The sequence below is a fragment of the Mesorhizobium sp. B2-8-9 genome (assembly GCF_006439475.1).
Lineage (GTDB): Bacteria > Pseudomonadota > Alphaproteobacteria > Rhizobiales > Rhizobiaceae > Mesorhizobium.
On sequence record NZ_VFTQ01000026.1, the window covers coordinates 41,186 to 58,922 of the forward strand.

General features: G+C 64.5%; 13 protein-coding genes. 8 read left to right on the top strand and 5 right to left on the bottom strand.

What is annotated here, in order from left to right; translation table 11 throughout:
- The first annotated feature begins 187 nt into the window (after positions 1-187).
- On the top strand, positions 188-1,354 hold the full coding sequence (locus tag FJ423_RS25320) for an acetyl-CoA acetyltransferase (RefSeq protein ID WP_140845732.1): 1,167 nt from the start codon (positions 188-190) through the stop codon (positions 1,352-1,354).
- Positions 1,355-1,408: 54 nt separating this feature from the next.
- Complete coding sequence (locus FJ423_RS25325; RefSeq protein ID WP_140845733.1) at positions 1,409-2,413, top strand: asparaginase; 1,005 nt, start codon at positions 1,409-1,411, stop codon at positions 2,411-2,413.
- Here the strand turns inward: FJ423_RS25325 and FJ423_RS25330 are convergent.
- Both FJ423_RS25330 and FJ423_RS25335 read right to left on the bottom strand, forming a co-directional pair.
- A complete protein-coding gene (locus FJ423_RS25330) occupies positions 2,406-2,885 on the bottom strand; it encodes a GNAT family N-acetyltransferase (protein ID WP_140845734.1) in 480 nt (159 codons plus the stop codon). The genes FJ423_RS25325 and FJ423_RS25330 overlap by 8 nt on opposite strands.
- On the bottom strand, positions 2,885-3,166 hold the full coding sequence (locus tag FJ423_RS25335) for a DUF1778 domain-containing protein (protein ID WP_140845735.1): 282 nt from the start codon (positions 3,164-3,166) through the stop codon (positions 2,885-2,887). Before FJ423_RS25335 ends, FJ423_RS25330 begins: the two co-directional genes overlap by 1 nt.
- A gap of 179 nt (positions 3,167-3,345) precedes the next feature.
- Between FJ423_RS25335 and FJ423_RS25340 the strand changes: the two genes are divergently transcribed.
- The gene (locus FJ423_RS25340) at positions 3,346-4,158 is read left to right on the top strand and encodes a methyltransferase domain-containing protein (RefSeq protein ID WP_140845736.1); all 813 of its coding nucleotides are present in this window, start codon (positions 3,346-3,348) and stop codon (positions 4,156-4,158) included.
- Here FJ423_RS25340 and FJ423_RS25345 read toward each other — a convergent pair.
- Complete coding sequence (locus FJ423_RS25345; RefSeq protein ID WP_140845737.1) at positions 4,155-5,531, bottom strand: TIGR03808 family TAT-translocated repetitive protein; 1,377 nt, start codon at positions 5,529-5,531, stop codon at positions 4,155-4,157. The two genes, FJ423_RS25340 and FJ423_RS25345, sit on opposite strands and share 4 nt — an antisense overlap.
- 106 nt (positions 5,532-5,637) lie before the next feature.
- Between FJ423_RS25345 and greA the strand changes: the two genes are divergently transcribed.
- Entirely contained in the window at positions 5,638-6,120 is a 483-nt protein-coding gene (greA, locus tag FJ423_RS25350) for a transcription elongation factor GreA (protein ID WP_140845738.1), read from the top strand.
- 304 nt (positions 6,121-6,424) lie between these two features.
- Here greA and scpA read toward each other — a convergent pair whose 3' ends face one another.
- Positions 6,425-8,545 (bottom strand): methylmalonyl-CoA mutase, encoded by a 2,121-nt coding sequence (gene scpA / locus FJ423_RS25355; RefSeq protein WP_140845739.1) that lies wholly within the window; start codon positions 8,543-8,545, stop codon positions 6,425-6,427.
- Positions 8,542-9,984, bottom strand: a complete 1,443-nt coding sequence (locus FJ423_RS25360) for a methylmalonyl-CoA mutase subunit beta (protein ID WP_140845740.1) — start codon at positions 9,982-9,984, stop codon at positions 8,542-8,544. The genes scpA and FJ423_RS25360 overlap by 4 nt, the downstream gene beginning before the upstream one ends.
- Positions 9,985-10,230: 246 nt before the next feature.
- On the opposite strand from FJ423_RS25360, the gene FJ423_RS25365 reads away from it, so the two are divergent.
- The 4 genes from FJ423_RS25365 to FJ423_RS25380 all read left to right on the top strand — a co-directional run bounded on the left by FJ423_RS25365 (position 10,231) and on the right by FJ423_RS25380 (position 17,689).
- Positions 10,231-11,754, top strand: a complete 1,524-nt coding sequence (locus FJ423_RS25365; RefSeq protein WP_140845741.1) for a helicase HerA-like C-terminal domain-containing protein — start codon at positions 10,231-10,233, stop codon at positions 11,752-11,754.
- A gap of 394 nt (positions 11,755-12,148) precedes the next feature.
- Complete coding sequence (locus FJ423_RS25370; protein ID WP_224545686.1) at positions 12,149-12,577, top strand: AraC family transcriptional regulator; 429 nt, start codon at positions 12,149-12,151, stop codon at positions 12,575-12,577.
- A 181-nt stretch (positions 12,578-12,758) separates the two neighbouring features.
- Positions 12,759-13,214, top strand: coding sequence for a hypothetical protein (locus FJ423_RS25375; RefSeq protein WP_140845742.1), 456 nt, complete (start codon positions 12,759-12,761; stop codon positions 13,212-13,214).
- On the top strand, positions 13,211-17,689 hold the full coding sequence (locus FJ423_RS25380; RefSeq protein ID WP_140845743.1) for a YadA-like family protein: 4,479 nt from the start codon (positions 13,211-13,213) through the stop codon (positions 17,687-17,689). The genes FJ423_RS25375 and FJ423_RS25380 overlap by 4 nt, the downstream gene beginning before the upstream one ends.
- The last annotated feature ends 48 nt before the right edge of the window (positions 17,690-17,737 follow it).

Below are 17,737 nucleotides of genomic sequence, written 5' to 3' on the forward strand. Positions count from 1 at the left end.
TTTGGAATCCGGTTCTGCGGTTAGATTATTTTTTATTGACGGATCAATCAATAAAAAATCGACGTGGGATCAACCTTTCATTTCGATCTGGCCCACGCTTGGGGCTGGAAAACGGTTCACTATTGAACAATATTGAATCACGTGCCGCGCGCGATCGTGCTAGGCTGCGGCGCAAATGGAGGCTGCCATGACCGCATGCATCGTCGGCTGGGCGCATTCGCGCTTTGGCAAGCTCGAAGGCGAGACGCTGGAGGGCCTGATCACCAAGGTCGCCGTCGAAGCGCTCGACCACGCCGGCATCGGTCCGGACGATGTCGACGAGATCGTGCTTGGCCATTTCAACGCCGGCTTCTCGCCGCAGGATTTCACCGCGAGCCTCGTGCTCCAGGCCGATGACCGGCTGCGCTTCAAGCCGGCGACGCGCGTCGAGAACGCCTGCGCCACTGGCTCGGCCGCCGTCCGTCAAGGCATCCGCGCCATCGACGCCAACGCCGCCCGTGTCGTGCTGGTGGTCGGCGCCGAGCAGATGACGACCACGCCCGGACCCGAGATCGGCAAGAACCTGCTCAAGGCCTCCTACCTGCCGGAAGATGGCGACACGCCGGCAGGCTTTGCCGGCGTCTTCGGCAAGATCGCGCAGGCCTATTTCCAGCGCTATGGCGACCAATCGGACGCGCTTGCCATGATCGCCGCCAAGAACCACAAGAATGGCGTCGACAATCCCTACGCCCAGATGCGCAAGGATTTCGGTTACGAGTTCTGCCGCCAGGAAAGCGAGAAGAACCCGTTCGTCGCCGGTCCGCTGAAGCGCACCGATTGCTCGCTGGTCTCCGACGGCGCCGCGGCGCTCGTTCTCACCGATACGGCGACGGCGCTGAAGATGCGCCGCGCCGTGACTTTCCGCGCCAACGAACATGTCCAGGATTTCCTGCCGATGTCGAAGCGCGACATCCTCTCCTTCGAGGGTTGCGAGCGCGCCTGGGAGCAGGCGCTGAAGAAGGCCGGCGTGACGCTCGACGACCTCTCCTTCGTCGAGACGCATGACTGCTTCACCATCGCCGAGCTGATCGAATACGAAGCGATGGGGCTCGCCAAGCCAGGCGAGGGCGCCAGGCTGGCGCTGGATGGCACGACCGCAAAGGACGGTCGGCTGCCGGTCAACCCGTCCGGCGGCCTGAAGGCCAAGGGCCACCCGATCGGCGCTACCGGTGTCTCGATGCATGTGCTGACAGCCATGCAGCTCACCGGCGAAGCCGGCGGCATCCAGGTGCCGGGCGCGAAACTCGGCGGCATCTTCAACATGGGTGGCGCGGCGGTCGCCAACTACGTTTCCATCCTCGACCGGATCAGGTAGAAGCGGCCCGCATCAAAGCGCGCCCTCCTTAGGGCGGCGCGTGCGGGAGGCAACATGACAAATCCGGTTCTGGTCGAAGTCACGCGCGGCGAGGTGGTCGAAAGCGCCCACCGCGGCGCGGTCTCCGTCTTCGACGCCGACGGCAAGGCCGTCTGGGAGATCGGCGATACGGACCGCCCGGTGTTCCCGCGCTCGGCGGTGAAAGCAATCCAGGCATTGCCGCTGGTCGAATCGGGTGCCGCCGATGCCTACGGCTTCGGCAACCGCGAGCTGGCGCTGGCCTGCGCCTCGCATTCGGGCGAGCCGGCCCATGTCGAATTGGCCAACGCGATGCTCGCCAGGGCAGGCCTCGACAGGACGGCGCTGGAATGCGGTGCGCACTGGCCCTCGAGCCACGACGCCACCATCGCGCTCGCTCGCGCCGGCAACGTGCCGAACGCCTTGCACAACAACTGCTCCGGCAAGCATTCCGGTTTCCTCTGCACCTGCGTGCATGCCGGCATTTCCCACGCCGGCTATGTCAAAGCCGGCCATGCGCTGCAGGAGATGGTGCGCGACGCCATGCAGTCCGTGACCGGCGCGGCGCATGACGTCGACCATTGCGGTATCGACGGCTGCTCGATCCCGACCTACGCCGTGCCGTTGAAGAATTTTGCTCAGGGCTTTGCCCGTATGGCGACGGGCAGGGGCCTTGCGCCCGCGCGCGCCAAGGCGGCGAAGCGGCTGCTTTCTGCCTGCATGGCCGAGCCGTTCCTGGTCGCGGGCACCGGCAGGGCCGACGTCGCGCTGATGCAGGCAGCACCCGGTCGCATCTTCTTCAAGACCGGCGCCGAAGGCGTCTATTGCGCGGCATTGCCCGAACTTGGCCTCGGCATTGCCTTGAAATGCGATGACGGCGCGGGCAGGGGGGCCGAAGTGATGATCGCCGCAGTACTGGCGAAGTTGCTCCGCGACGATGAGGCGGTTGCGGCAAGGCTTACCGAACTCGCCCATCCCGCAATCGAAAGCCGCAAAGGTGCGAAGGTCGGCTTGCTGCGGCCGACGGCGGCGCTCAACTAGCCGTCTTCAGCGACAGCACCAAAGTCATCGGATTTTTTGGGGAAGCCTGGAAGCCATAGCGCTCATAAAACGTCTTGGCTTCATCCGATATGGCATGAACCAGGAGACCGCGAATGCCGAGAATCGCTGCCGCTTGGCCCGTCCGCAGCACCGCGTCCTGCAGCAGAGCAACACCCAGACCCTTGCCTTGCCAGTTCGCATCGACCGCCAAACGGCCAAGCACAGCCATGGGTACGGGATCGGGCATATTGCGCCGGATCGAACCGGGCGCATCCGCCAGGTCAAGTCCGCCCGATGAAAGGCAGTAGTAACCGACGACGTGCGTACCTTCCGCAACCACATAGGTTCTGGACGCCCCGCTGACTTGATTGGCGCGCGCCCGCCGCCGAAGCCACTGATCCAGGCTGTCGGTCCCGCTTTGAAAAAGGTCGAGCTCGTGCGCATCGGCTAAAAGGGCTGGCGCCGAAAGCATCAGTCCCGCCAAGGTTTGGGCGCATTCATCAGGCGGGCGAATCCCTCGCCGCTCGGCGGCTGGTCGAGGATATCGAGATAGTGCCGATAGCTCTCGGCATCGACCTTGACGAGCGTCTGGTCGAGCAGCGTGTCTTCGGCTGCGCGGTAGGCAGCGTCGATCATGAAGTCGGATCGGGTCTTCCCGCGGATCTTTGCGGCGCGGTCGATCAGGATGCGGACATCCTCGCGGATGCGCAGATTGACGGGCTTGGCGTGGGTATCTTGATTTTTGGTAGCCATGGCAAATCCTTTCGTTACCGGTTTAGCATTTTTGCATACACAATGTGTATCTAATTCTGAAATTGCCAATTTTCCTCGCTGGCGACCTGGACGGCGCCGGTTCTACGCAAAACCGAACAGCAGCGAGTTCATGTTTCTGCTAGTCTCCCTCACCACCAATCGGATGCTGGGCGCTGGCTATGCTGGAAGCGGACAAGGTGTTTGCCGGGTCGATCCCCGAAAATTACCATCGTCATATGGTGCCGCTGATTTTCGAGGCCTATGCCGCGGAGACCGCGCGGCGGGCGGCGTCTTTCTCACCCTTGGCCGTTTTGGAGACCGCCGCGGGCACCGGGGCCGTCACCCGTGCCTTGGCGCCGAAACTCTCTCCTGGTGCCAGCTACATCGTAACCGACCTCAACCAGCCGATGCTCGATTATGCGGCTTCGCGCCAAGGGCCCGACAGCCGCATCGCATGGCGCCAGGCGGATGCCCTGAAGCTGCCGTTCGACGATGCGGCCTTCGACCTCGTCTGTTGTCAGTTCGGCGCCATGTTCTTCCCCGACCGTTCCGCTGCCTATCGCGAGGCAAAGCGGGTGCTGAAGCCCGGCGGACATTTCCTGTTCAGCGTTTGGGATCGCATCGAGGAGAATATATTCGCCGATGACGTGACGAATGCTCTCGCCAGGATGTTTCCGAATGACCCGCCGCGCTTTCTGGCGCGCACGCCGCACGGTTACCACGACAAGGCGCTGATCCGCGGCGATCTGGAGGCAGCTGGGTTCCGCGATGTGACGATCGATACCCGGGCCGAGCAGAGCCGTGCATCCTCGCCACGCGTTCCCGCCATCGCCTATTGTCAGGGCACCGTGCTTCGCAATGAGATCGAGGCCAGAGAGGCCGGAAGATTGGAGTCGGCAACTGACTACGCCGAAGCCGCAATAGCCGACAGACATGGTAGCGGCGAAATTGCCGCCAAGATCCAGGCGCATATCATCGTGGCCGTGGCCTAGCTCACCTTGTTGCGCTCCACGGTGAGATGTGCGTAGCCCGTATCGGTTGACTGCGTGAGGTCCCCGGCCACTGGATCGGCCCAGCGCTGGCCGACAATGGCGCCGTTTTTCGCGCCGTCGATGACATTGTCCGAGATGACGGCGCTGCCGGAACCTTCGACCACCGAAACGACGATGCCGGTGCCCGCCTTGCGGATGATGTTGCCTGTCGCCACGACATTGCGCAGATAAGGACCCCAGCCGAGCTGCATGCCATAGAGCGGCGCGTTCTCGACGACGTTGCCGGACACCGTCGTGTCGGCCTCGGCGCTGATGCCGACGCCGAAGCCGGGCGGGTCAGCGGTGTAGGGGCCGATGGTCGAGAGGTTGCGCACGATATTGTTCGAGCAGACGGCCATCCGCCCGCCTTCGTTGAAATTGACGATCGAGATGCCGTTGGCGGCGCCGTCGACCAGATTGTTGCTGATGATTGCGCCTTCGAAGGAGAATTCCGAATAGATCCCGGTTTCGCCCGAGCGCGAGCAGGTGTTGCCGGTGATCTGCAAATTGCTTGAGCTGTTGGCGCGGACCGCGGTGAAAGCACAGTCGGAGACGACGTTGCCGGAGATGATGACGTTGTCGGCGCGGAAGGCATTGATGCCGTTGCCGTTCTGCCCGGTGCCGCCGCTGCGCGCGCCGATCCTCTGCACGCGGTTGCAGCTGACGATGGTGCCGTCTTCCGCAGCCTGCCAGCGATGCACCAGTATGCCGCCATTAGCGCAGTCCGAAATGTTATTGCCCGAAATCTCCAGCCCGCCGGCCTCGACTGAATAGATGCCGGCATCTGCAGCACCCGAAATATCCGAGCGACCGACGCGACCGACGGCATGCTCGAGCGCCAGCCCGTTCTTGCCGCTGCCGGTCACCTGGCAATTGTCGATGACGAGATGGGCGACACGGCGCAGGTCGAGCAGCCCCTGCGTGTAGTCGGCTAGCCAGCGGTTGGCGCCGTCGAGCACCAGCCCGCTGAGCTCGATATGCTCGGCTTGTTCGGCCATCATCAGATGGCCGTTGCCGCCATAGACGATGCGAGTCGCGCCTGGCACACCCGACAGGCGCACGCGCGCGGGCAGCTTCAGGTTTGAGACGAGATAGCTGCCCGGCGGCAGGAATACCGGCTGGTCGCGGTCGCTGGCCTCGGCCAGCATCCTGGCAAAAACCTTGCTCTGGTCGTCGACCGCGCCCGGCTGCACGCCGATCTCCGTGGCGTTGATCGAGCCGCGCATCGCGGCCATCTCGATGCCCGGCAGCGACTTGGCCGATGCCTTGCCGGCAAAGACGCCGGCAACGGCGAAGCCGGCGGTCCGGGCAAGCAGCGTTCGTCTGTTCAACATCGGCACAGGTCCTGGCGTTTCGCCCTGTCTGTCGCAGGAATCGTGCCAAGGCGGGCTCATCGGCAAACCGCTTGTGCAGTCGCCTCGCCAAGCCTAAGTTCACCGCATGAGCAGAGCTTTCACGCGCGAAGAAGACAGCGAAAACGCCATTGCCGGCGTCGGCGAACGTCCGGTCAGCACGCACCGCAACCTGGTGACGGAGCGCGGCCTGGCGATGATCGAGGACAATCTCGCCGAGCTGCGCGACCTGATGGCCAAGGCTGAAAGGCGTGGCGACCGCGAGCGCCTCGCTGTCGTATCGCGCGACCTGCGCTACTGGACCGCGCGACGCGAAAGCGCGGAGCTTTCGGTGCCGGAGCCGGGCAGCGATGTGGTGCGCTTCGGCATGGGCGTCACCCTGGAAGGCGATGACGGCAGGAAGGTGCATTGGCGCATCGTCGGCGAGGACGAGGCCAATCCGTCGAAGGGCAGCATTTCCCATGTCTCGCCGATGGCCGTGGCTCTATTCGGCAAGAAGATCGGCGAGGTCGTGACCGTCAACGGCAAGGAATGGGAAATCGTCAAGCTCTCGGACAAGGTCGAGAACTAGCAGCCAAGCCTAATTGCCAGCTGCTGTAACAACCCAGCTTCGTATTTGTCCACGACATCGCGAGCAGCGTTCATTTCCCGTTTGTAGTTGTCGTGGCGGATTGGCCTTAGAATGACGCCGTCGTCGGTTTCGGCGATCTGGAGCTCATCGCCGACCTTGGAGGCTCAAGCTGTCAAGCATTTCGCGTGGCAGTAGCAAGGCCCCCGATCCGTCCTCAAGCCTCTGGACGACTGTCAGAACATCATCGCGCCATGGTTGCATCTATTTCCATAGAACAGCCTTTTGGCCAAATCAGCAGCCCTCGCTAGTCGACCAGCAACCGATCCATCAGCCGGTTGGCCGCTTCCGGGATGACGGTTCCCGGCGGGAAGATCTCCGCCGCGCCCGCCGCCAGCACCGCGTCGTAGTCTTGCGGCGGGATGACGCCGCCGGCGACGATCAGCATGTCGCCATGGCCGAGCTTTTTCAGCGCGTCCTTGAGCTCGGGGATCAGCGTCAGGTGCCCGGCGGCTAAGGAGGAGGCGCCGATGATGTCGACGTCGTGCTGCACCGCGAGCTTCGCGATCTCGTCCGGCGTCTGAAACATCGGTCCGACGGTGACATCGAATCCCAGATCGGCGAACGCGCTGGCGATCACCTTCTGGCCGCGGTCGTGCCCGTCTTGGCCCATCTTGGCGACCAGGATGCGCGGCTTGCCGCCGGATTTCTTTTCGAACGCTTCGATCTTCTCCTGCAGCCGCTCAAGCCCCGGGTTGTCGCCGAGCGCCTCGCGATAGACGCCGGAGATCGTCTGCACCGCCGCCGTGTGGCGGCCGAATACCTTTTCCAGCGCCAGCGAAATCTCGCCGACGGTAGCGTTGGCGCGCGCCGCGCGGATCGCGAATTCGAGCAGGTTCTCGTCGCCCTCGGCGGCACGGGTCAGCGCCGCCAGCGCATCCTCCAGCGCCGCGACGTCGCGTGTGCCTTTCAGCCGCTGCAGCTTCGCCAATTGCCTGGCCTTCACCTCGGCATTGTCGATCTTCAGCACATCGACGTCGATATCCGCTTCAGGCCGGTGCGCGTTGACGCCGACCAGAATTTGCTCGCCGGAATCGATGCGCGCCTGGGTACGCGCCGCGGCTTCCTCGATGCGCAGCTTCGGAATGCCCTTTTCGATCGCCGCCGCCATGCCGCCGAGGTTTTCGACCTCCTCGATATGGGCAAGCGCGCGCGCCGCCAGATCATGCGTCAGCCGCTCGACATAGGCCGAGCCGCCCCATGGATCGATCATGCGCGTGGTGCCGGATTCCTTTTGCAGGATGAGCTGCGTGTTGCGCGCGATCCGCGCCGAATGGTCGGTCGGCAGCGCCATTGCTTCGTCGAAGGAATTGGTGTGCAGCGACTGGGTGTGCCCCTGCGTCGCCGCCATCGCCTCGATCATCGTGCGGGTGATGTTGTTGTAGGGATCCTGCGCCGTCAGCGACCAGCCCGAGGTCTGGCAATGGGTGCGCAGCGACAGCGAGCGCTCGTCCTTTGGCGCAAAATTCTTCTTCATCAGGTTCGACCACAGCAGCCTTGCGGCCCTGAGCTTGGCGACCTCCATGAAGAAGTTCATGCCGATCGCCCAGAAGAAGGACAGGCGCGGCGCGAAACGGTCGATGTCGAGGCCGGCGGCGACGCCGGCGCGGGCATATTCGATGCCGTCGGCGATGGTGTAGGCAAGCTCCAGATCGGCCGTCGCGCCGGCTTCCTGCATGTGGTAGCCGGAAATCGAGATCGAGTTGAACTTCGGCATATGCCTGGAGGTGTAGGCGAAGATGTCCGACACGATCCGCATCGAAGGTTTCGGCGGATAGATGTAGGTGTTGCGGACCATGAACTCCTTCAGAATGTCGTTCTGAATGGTCCCGGCGAGATCGTTCTGGGCGACGCCCTGTTCCTCCGCCGCCACGATGTACAGCGCCATGATCGGCAGCACCGCGCCATTCATCGTCATCGACACCGTCATCTCGTTGAGCGGAATGCCGTCGAACAGCTGCCGCATGTCGAGGATGGAATCGATCGCCACGCCCGCCATGCCGACATCGCCGGCGACGCGCGGATGGTCGCTGTCATAGCCGCGATGCGTGGCGAGATCGAAGGCGACCGACAGGCCTTTCTGGCCGGCCGCGAGGTTGCGCCGGTAGAAGGCGTTGGATTCCTCGGCCGTCGAGAAGCCGGCATATTGACGGATCGTCCAGGGCTGCTGGACATACATGGTGGGGTAGGGGCCGCGCACGAAGGGCGGCAGGCCTGGATAGGTGTCGAGATTGGCAAGCCCCTTGAGGTCGCCTTCCGTGTAGAGATGTTTTACGGCGATGCCTTCCGGCGTCATCCGCTGGCCCTTGATCTCGACCGGCGCGCGACGCGGCTCCGACCAGCCGATCTGGCTGAAATCCGGGATCATGATCCGGCTCCGATCGACTGGTCGATGCGCACCGGAAACAGCGGCTCGCAGGTCGCCACGCCTTCGGTCAGCGCTGGACGCCGTTCCCGCGGCAGCGTCTCGACCGGACGCTCCGCCGGCGCGCGGTAAAGCGTCGTGCCGACAATGCCGCGCTCGCCCGATCGGTAGGCGCCGTTGCGCTTGGCGGCGGCCGTCTGCACTCGGTTCTGGATATAGCCCTGCTGCAGGCTGGCGAGCACGCCGCCCTCGGCCTCGATGCGCTGGAATTCTTCCCAGGCCGCGGCACAGAGATCGTTGGTCAGCGCCTCGACCGAACCGGAGCCGCTGGCCGGATCGGCGACATAGCCGATATGGCTCTCCTCGGACATGATCAGCTGCGCGTTGCGGGCGACGCGGCGGGCAAAGCCGGCCGGCAGCCCATGCGTGATGGTGTGCGGCAGGATCGAGATCGAATCTGCGCCCCCGGTTGCCGCCGCAAAGGCCGCGATCGCCGTGCGCAAGATGTTGGTTTCCGGGTCGGCCATCGTCATCATGCGATAGGAGGTCTCGGCATGGATGCTGGCGGTCGAGGCCGGGATCGAGCAGGCTTCCTGGACGCGCGCCCAGAGCTTGCGCAACGCCCGCACCTTGGCCATCGACAGGAACTGGTCCTGGTCCACGCTGAGCGCGAAGCCGATATAGGGCGCCGCATAGACCAGCGGCTGGCGCGCCTTCTCGAACATCCTGAGATAGGACACGACCGATGCCATCATCGTGCCAAGCTCCTGCGCCTCGGTGGCGCCGGCATTGTGGAAGACGCGGCCGTCGGCCTCGAGCAGCACGCCCGGCACGCCCATCGAGAAGAAATGCGCCAGCGATTGTGGCATCGATTCCTGCAGCGCCTCGATCGAGGTGCGCAGCCGCCCGGTTCCGGCGAAGATCGCCGCCGGATCGATGCCGAAGGAAAGGTTGAGCTTGGCCGGATCGGAGCGGCGGCGGCTGAGAAAAGCCAGCAGCCAGTCGGCCACGGCACGACTCCACGGATGCGCGTCGATGCGCACCTGAACGCGGTTGAGCGGCACGCCGTCGAGCACCCTTTCCAGCGCCTCTGCGGTGCGCGGCAGGCCGTAGCCGAAGGCATTCGGCGCACCCTCGAAGACAAGCGACAGGCCGGTGGCGCCTTGGGCGATGTCTTCCAGGGCTTGCGCGCTGGCCCGGGCGACATCCGGGTCGTCGACGCGCTGGCTGACGATCCAAGGCGCGGTCGGATTTGTACGCGGCAACGGCTCGGCGGTCGTCGAGCGTTGGCTGAGCGGCTCGATGCAGATGCCGTCATCGGTGTGGGAGACGAGCTTTTCCTCGAAGGAACCGCCGGCAAGCGCCTTTTCCGCCAGCGCCCGCCAACGCTTGGCGTCCGGGTTCGGAAGGTCGACATCCCTGGTCAAGGCGCCGGCGCCCATCGCTCTCCTCGCTTCTTGGCCGCATCAGCCGGTCCAACCAATCTAAGGTCAGGAACCGGATATCACAATGCGCCATCCGGCCGGTTCTCGCGGCCAGGCAATCGATTGCCAAACATGCGCAAAATCCGCAAGCGCCAAAGGCCAAATTCGATGCACCCCAAAACGATACCGGGCATTGCCGCATGCGACCGGCGTTACTATACCTCGGGTGAGGCCTTTGAGCGGAACACATTGCGGAGACCGGATATGGTTGACGAGACCAGCATCTTCATCGGCGCCAGCCGCAAGCCCGACGATTCCTATCAGCGCGCCGAAGAGCTGCTGCTGCGCTACGGCAACCGCCACGGCCTCGTCACCGGGGCCACGGGCACTGGCAAGACCGTCAGCCTGCAGGTCCTGGCCGAGGGCTTTTCCAACGCCGGCGTGCCTGTCTTCTGCGCCGATATCAAGGGCGACCTTTCCGGCATATCCATGATGGGCGAGGCCAAGGATTTCCTGGTCAAGCGCGCCGAGCAGGTGAAGCTCGATCCTTATCAATTCCAGGAATTCCCGGTTATCTTCTGGGACCTGTTCGGCGAGCAGGGCCATCCGATCCGCGCTACCATTTCCGAAATGGGGCCGCTGCTTTTGTCGCAGCTGATGAACCTCACGGAAGCTCAGGAAGGCGTCATGAACATCGCCTTCCGCATCGCCGACGAGGAAGGCCTGCTGCTGCTCGATCTCAAGGACCTGCAGGCGCTGCTCGCCAACATCGCCGAGCGCGCCGACGAACTCAGCGCACGCTACGGCAATGTCACCAAGCCGTCGGTCGGCGCCATCCAGCGCACGCTGCTGGTGCTGGAGAGCCAAGGTGCCGCCAACTTCTTCGGCGAGCCGGCGCTGCGCATCGCCGACATCATGCGCACCACCCGTGACGGGCGCGGCGCGATCAGCGTTCTGGCGGCCGACAAATTGATGATGAATCCCAGGCTCTACGCCACCTTCCTGCTTTGGCTGATGTCGGAGCTGTTCGAGGAATTGCCCGAGGTCGGTGATCTCGACCGGCCAAAGCTGGTGTTCTTCTTCGACGAGGCGCATCTTCTGTTCGAAGACGCGCCGAAGGTGCTGATCGACCGCGTCGAGCAGGTGGTGCGGCTGATCCGCTCCAAGGGCGTCGGCGTCTATTTCGTCACCCAGAACCCGCTGGACATTCCGGAAAAGGTGCTGGCCCAGCTCGGCAACCGCGTCCAGCATGCGCTGCGCGCCTATACGCCGCGCGAGCAGCAGGCGGTGCGCTCGGCCGCCGAAACCTTCCGGCCCAATCCCGATTTCGACTGCGCCACCGCCATCACCCAGCTTGCCACCGGCGAGGCGCTGGTCTCGATGCTGGAGGACAAGGGCGTGCCGGCCATGGTCCAGCGCACGCTGATCCGGCCGCCGTCATCGCGGCTCGGCCCGATCACGCCCGAAGAGCGCCGCAAGATCATCGCCGAGAGCCCGGTCGCCGGCCAGTACGACGAGGCCGTCGATCGCGAATCGGCCTTCGAAATGCTGCAGAAAAAGGCCAAGGAGGCGCAGGACGCCGAGGCTCAGGCACAACAGCAGAACAGCGGCGGTTCGCGCTGGACCATTCCGGGCTTCGACGATGTCCTGGGGACAGGCAACCGGCGGTCTTCCAACCGCCAGACCGTGGCCGAAGCCGCCATCAAGTCGGTGGTGCGCTCGGTCGGCTCGTCCGTCGGCCGCGCTATCGTGCGCGGAATTTTGGGAAGCCTGGCGCGAGGCCGCTGAAGCAAAGAGACGGTACCGCGCGGAGCGCGACGCGAATCACGCCTGTAAGCTTTGACGTCGGGCGAAACCCGCTTGCCGTCGCGCGAATCCGTCGCGGAAATGCGCCGCCCCGGAAAGCTGCCCTCGTTACCTCGCGACGATCAAATCTTACCTGCCGACGGGTAAGCCGCATCAGCGGCAGCTAAAACTTTTCGCAAGGGAACTTTTCCCAGCAGAACCGCAATTTCATGAAATACCGGACGCGCCAAATCATGGCCTTTGACGTGCTGTTGCCGGGGGGCAAACTGGATAGCGCCGACAGCACGTGCGATCACGAATTATTGTGGCCAGGGAACCGAAAGCGCCCGCTAAGGTTGGGCCAAGACTGCGGAGGGCTGAGCATCAGGAGTCCAAGTTGCGGCGCGATGACGATCTGCAAGCTTGGTATTCGGAAATTCCTCCTGAAAGGCGGCCGCTGCTGAACGCGAAAGGTGGGCTGTCGCTCGGCCACGCTCGCCTCGTGGCGCAATTCCTGAGCGAAAACTTTTCGCGCAAGCTTTCGCTCGCCGAAATGGCCGCTGTGTGCGGGCTGTCGCCTTACCATTTCGCCCGTGCTTTCTCCAAGACGTTCGGCGTGACGCCGCATCAATATGTTCTTGCCCTTCGCCTTGACTTTGCCGAGAAGCTGCTGGCCGACAGGCGCATGTCGATCACGGACATCGCCTATCTGAGCGGCTTCTCGAGCCAGAGCCATCTCACCACCACGATGAAGAAATACCGCGACGTAACTCCAATGCAGGTGCGAGAGAGGCTGGTTCAATCGGGGGCCGGCAGGCAGGGCTAATTCCCGCGCAGTTATCTATGGATCGGCTTATAAAAGGTATTACTAAAGTAATTTTGCGTTAACCCATGGAAGACCTACGGTATATTTTCAGATAAACAGCAATTTGTTGGAATACGAGCCCCGGAAAACCTGTCTTTCTGCAGCAAATCCGGTATTCGGATTCTAAGCTGGCCGAGGGGACATGAGCGACGACACGGCGGTTCGCCGGAGCCTTTCCGAGGAGATCGGTTACTGGCTGGAGTCGGCATCGAGGACGCTTGAGAAGCGCTATGGAGATGGCGTGCCCCTGGCCAAGCAGGACATGCTGCTGGCCCATTATCTCTACGGCCTCACGACCGTCGTTCACGCGCATGACGCACCTGCCGTCCATCTGGCGGCGGTGCGGTCCTATCTCAAGCGGCTGATCCCGCCGGAGCGGGTTGCCGCGGCGCTTCAGGCTGTGCCCGAGGCGGGTGACGCCTGGCTTGAAAACACGCTCGATCGCGTCGAGGCGATCGGGGAAAAACAGGGCCACGCGCTGCTCGCGCGCGGCGCCGATGTGATCGTCCCATTTTCGAGCAGACACGCTTTGGCGGCAGGGTCGGCGGAACCTGCCGTTATCGAGCGCGGCCCACCAAAGGAGGCATTCTCGCAATGAACTTCAGGCAAGAACGTATCGCTCGGCGCGGGTCGGCCCGATTTGCTGGAAACTGGGTCTCCGGCGCTCCCGAGAGCCGTTCGCTGCGCCGCCGCCTGATGGCGACGCTGCGCAACGCGCATCGCGTGCTCGGCATGCGACGCAAGGGACGTGGGCTCGGCAAGCTCGGCGTCGGCGCAAGCCTTGGGTATATTGCATCGGCCGCCGCTTTGTTCCTGTTCGCGGCGCCGGCGCAAGCGCAATATGCCGCTGGCGGCGGGTCCGCGACCGCTCCCGAGACCATAGCGATCGGAAATGGCTCAACCGCCAGCCTCAACTGGGCCATAGCGCTCGGCTTCCAGGCTCAATCGACAGCGCAATACTCTGTCGCTATCGGCCGAACCGCGTCGGCCACCGGCCCCGGCGGCGCGGTGGCGCTGGGCTCCGGCACAATTTCGAACAACGTCAATACGGTAGCGATCGGCGTCAGCTCCAGTGCAACCGCCGCGGGCGCCAGCGCCCTGGGAACCTTCTCCGTTGCTTCGGGTGGCAACGCCACAGCCGTCGGCGTCAGTTCCTTGGCCAGCGGCGCCACCTCCTTCGCCGGCGGCTGGGGGACCCAAGCCACCGGGCTGCGCAGTACCGCGATTGGCAATTCATCTGTTGCGTCGGGAATAGATGCCTTTGCTCAAGGTACTTCCGCCACCGCAAGCAACCAGAATGCCATCGCGATCGGCTTCCAGTCGGTCGCTACACAGATCAACTCCATCAATATCGGCGGGCGCACTCTTGCGGGAGCGGGCGCTACTGCGCAGGGCGCCATCGCTCTTGGCACCGATGTGACGGCGTCTCAGCAAAACACCGTTGCCATAGGCATCCTGACCAAGGCAACGGGAACGAGCGCCACGGCGATGGGCAACACGGCGAGCGCCTGGGGCAACCAGTCCATCGCACTCGGCTTGGGCGCGCAGGCGGGCGTTCAGGCCAACACGGCGCTACCGAACAGCATCGCGATCGGCACCAATTCGCTCTCTTCCGGCGCTTTCGCCGTCGCGATGGGCAGTGCTTCAATTGCGAGCGGCTCCGCCGGTACCGCGGTTGGCAACACCGCCGTTGCCAGCGGCCAAAACGCGTCCTCGTTTGGGTCCGGAGCGAATGCGACGGGAGACAATTCGCTTGCTGCCGGCGTGAGCGCCAACGCGGCTGGCGCACAGTCCGTGGCACTCGGCATCGGGACCGTAGCCAGCGCCGACAATTCCACCGCCGTCGGACGTGACACCCGCGCCACTGGACTCAACAGTACCGCGCTCGGCCGCGGCGCCCAAAGCAGCGCCGTGAACTCCATCTCTCTCGGCGCAGGGACGAGGGCGTCCGGGATAGGCGCCGTCTATGTCGGCTCGAGCACTTTTGCAACGAGCGCCAGTGGAGACAACGCCATCGGAATCGGCACGGACGTGACGGCATCTGCGGGCGACGCCCTTGCGATGGGACGCGAGAGCCAGGCGACTGCAGCCAACGCCGTCGCGGTCGGTCTGCAGTCCGCTGCGCTCTCCGCCGACTCCATCGCCATCGGAACGGGCGCGACTACCGATGGCGGCAAGGCCGTGGCCATCGGCGCCGGCAACACCGCCTATGGCGACGGCGCGGTGGCCATCGGCGATCCGAGCTACGCCAGCGGTACTGGCGCCTTCACCGGCGGCGCCAATAACATCGCCAACAGCGACGGCACGGCGACCGCTACCGCCGCCAATATGGCCAACGGCGCCGTTGCCATCGGCAACAGCAACAAGGCGATCGGGCAAGGCTCCGTGGCGCTGGGCAACGGCTCTACCGCGGGCGCCGCCGGTCTCGCCGGCAATGTCGCCCTGGGCGACGGCGCTACTGCGGCGGCAAGCTCCGGCGACGTGGCGCTCGGCTCCGGCTCGGTAACCGCCGCAGCAGTCGGCACTAGCGGCACGACGATCGGCACCACGACCTACGCCTTCGCCGGCACGACGCCGACCTCGACCGTCAGCATCGGCGCTCCAGGCGCGGAGCGGACCCTCACCAATCTCGCCGCGGGCCGGCTCAGCAACGCCTCGACCGACGCCATCAACGGTTCGCAGCTTTTCGCCACCAATCAGCAGGTGACGCAGAACACGACCGATATCGCCAACATCGGGAATACGATCACCAACATCAACACCGGTGCCGGCATCAAGTATTTCCACGCCAATTCGACGCTGCCCGACTCCCAGGCTCTGGGGACGGATTCGGTCGCGATTGGCCCCAATGCCGTGGCCAACAACGCCGGCGACGTGGCAATCGGCCTGAACTCCGTATCCGGCACCACGACGGTTGTCGGCGGCACGACGATCGGCGGTGTGAACTACGCCTTCGCCGGGGGAACCCCGGCGGGCGCATTCTCGGTCGGCTCGGTGGGCGCGGAGCGCCAGATCCAGAACGTCGCGGCCGGGCGGTTGAGCAACTCCTCGACCGACGCGGTCAATGGCTCGCAGCTCTTCGCCACTAACCAGCAGGTGACGCAGAACACCACCGACATCGCCGCCAACACCGCCGACATCACCAATCTCGGCAACACGATCAACAACATCAACACCGGCGGCGGCATCAAATATTTCCATGCCAATTCGACGCTTGCCGATTCCCAGGCTCTGGGGACGGATTCGGTCGCGATTGGCCCGAATGCCGTCGCCAACAATGCCGGCGACGTGGCGATCGGCCTGAATTCGGTTTCCGGAACCACGACCAATGTCGGCGGCACGACGATCGGCGGCGTCAACTACACCTTCGCCGGCGGAACGCCGGCCGGCGCGTTCTCGGTCGGTTCGGTGGGCGCGGAGCGCCAGATCCAGAACGTCGCGGCCGGGCAGTTGAGCAACTCCTCGACCGATGCGGTCAACGGCTCGCAGCTCTTCGCGACCAACCAGCAGGTGACGCAGAATACGACCGATATCGCCGCCAACACCGCCGACATCACCACGCTCGGCAACACGATCAACAATTTTGCCGGCGACACCTCGACTGCATACACGGACGCCAATGGCGACGGCATCCGCTACGTGCGCACCAACGACACCACGCTGCCGATTACCGACGCCTTCGCGCAAGGGGTTGGCTCCTCGGCGCTCGGCTATCAGGCGACCGCATCCGCCGCCAATTCCCTGGCCCTCGGCCGCGGCACCGCGGTCACCATCGCCGACGGCGTGGCGCTGGGCTCCGGCTCGGTTTCGGATCGCGCCGTCGCGCCCGCGTCGGGATCGATCCTCTCCGGCACCGGCCTCATTCCCTACAACACCGCGGATATGAGCCTGCTCGGCGCCGTCTCGGTGGGTACATCCACCGCTTATCGCCAGATCATCAACGTGGCCGATGGCACGCAGGACCAGGACGCGGTCACGCTCCGCCAGCTGAAGGGCGCGCTGAGCTCCTTCGCTGTGACGGGGACCATGTACTTCCACGCCAATTCGACCGCGCCGGACTCGCTGGCGGTCGGCACCGATTCGGTCGCGATCGGCCCGCGCACCACTGTCAACGGCGACAACGGCATCGGCATGGGCAACGGCGCCATCGTCCAGCAGACGGCGCCGGGCGGCATCGCGATCGGCCAGAACGCGACCTCCAATCAGGCCGACAGCATCGCCTTCGGCACCAACTCGACCGCCAACGGCGCCCAGTCCATGGCGCTCGGCGCCGGCGCAACGGCTAACGAACCGGGCAGCGTCGCTCTCGGCGCCGGCTCGACCACCGCCGCGGCGGTCGCCACCACCGGCACGACGATCAACGGCGTCAACTACACCTTCGCCGGAACCGCTCCGACGAGCACGGTGAGCGTCGGCAGCGTCGGCAACGAGCGCACCGTCACCAATGTGGCGGCGGGCCGGATCAGCCAGACTTCGACCGACGCCATCAACGGCAGCCAGCTCTACGCGACCAATCAGGCTGTTGAAGCAGTGCAGGGAAGCGTCGGCAATCTGAATGAATTCGCCGTCCAGTATGACAAGAACCCGGACGGCACCAAGTCCAATTCGCTGACGCTTGTCGGCGGCGACGTGAATGCGCCGGTCGTCATCCACAATGTCGGCGCGGGCACCGCCGATACCGATGCAGTCAACGTGCTGCAGTTCAACAACGGGCTGGCGACAACGTTCGACAACTCCAAGGCCTATACCAACCAAGTGGCGGCAACCACGCTGCAGCAGGCCAATGCCTACACCGACTCCAAGCTCAGCCAGCTCAACATGGATATGGGCGAGGCTCGGGGCGAGGCGCGCCAGGCCGCCGCGATCGGCCTTGCGGCCGCCTCGCTGCGCTACGACGACCGTCCGGGCAAGCTGAGCGTGGCGGCCGGCGGCGGCTACTGGCGCGGCGAAGGCGCCGTGGCGTTCGGCGCCGGTTACACCAGCGAGGACGGCCGGGCGAGAGCGAACGTCTCGGGCACGACGGCGGGCGGGCACTGGGGTGTCGGCGCGGGTGTCAGCTTTACCCTGAACTAGAGCGTGATCACGAAAAGTGCGTAGCGGTTCTGCGAATGATCATGCTCA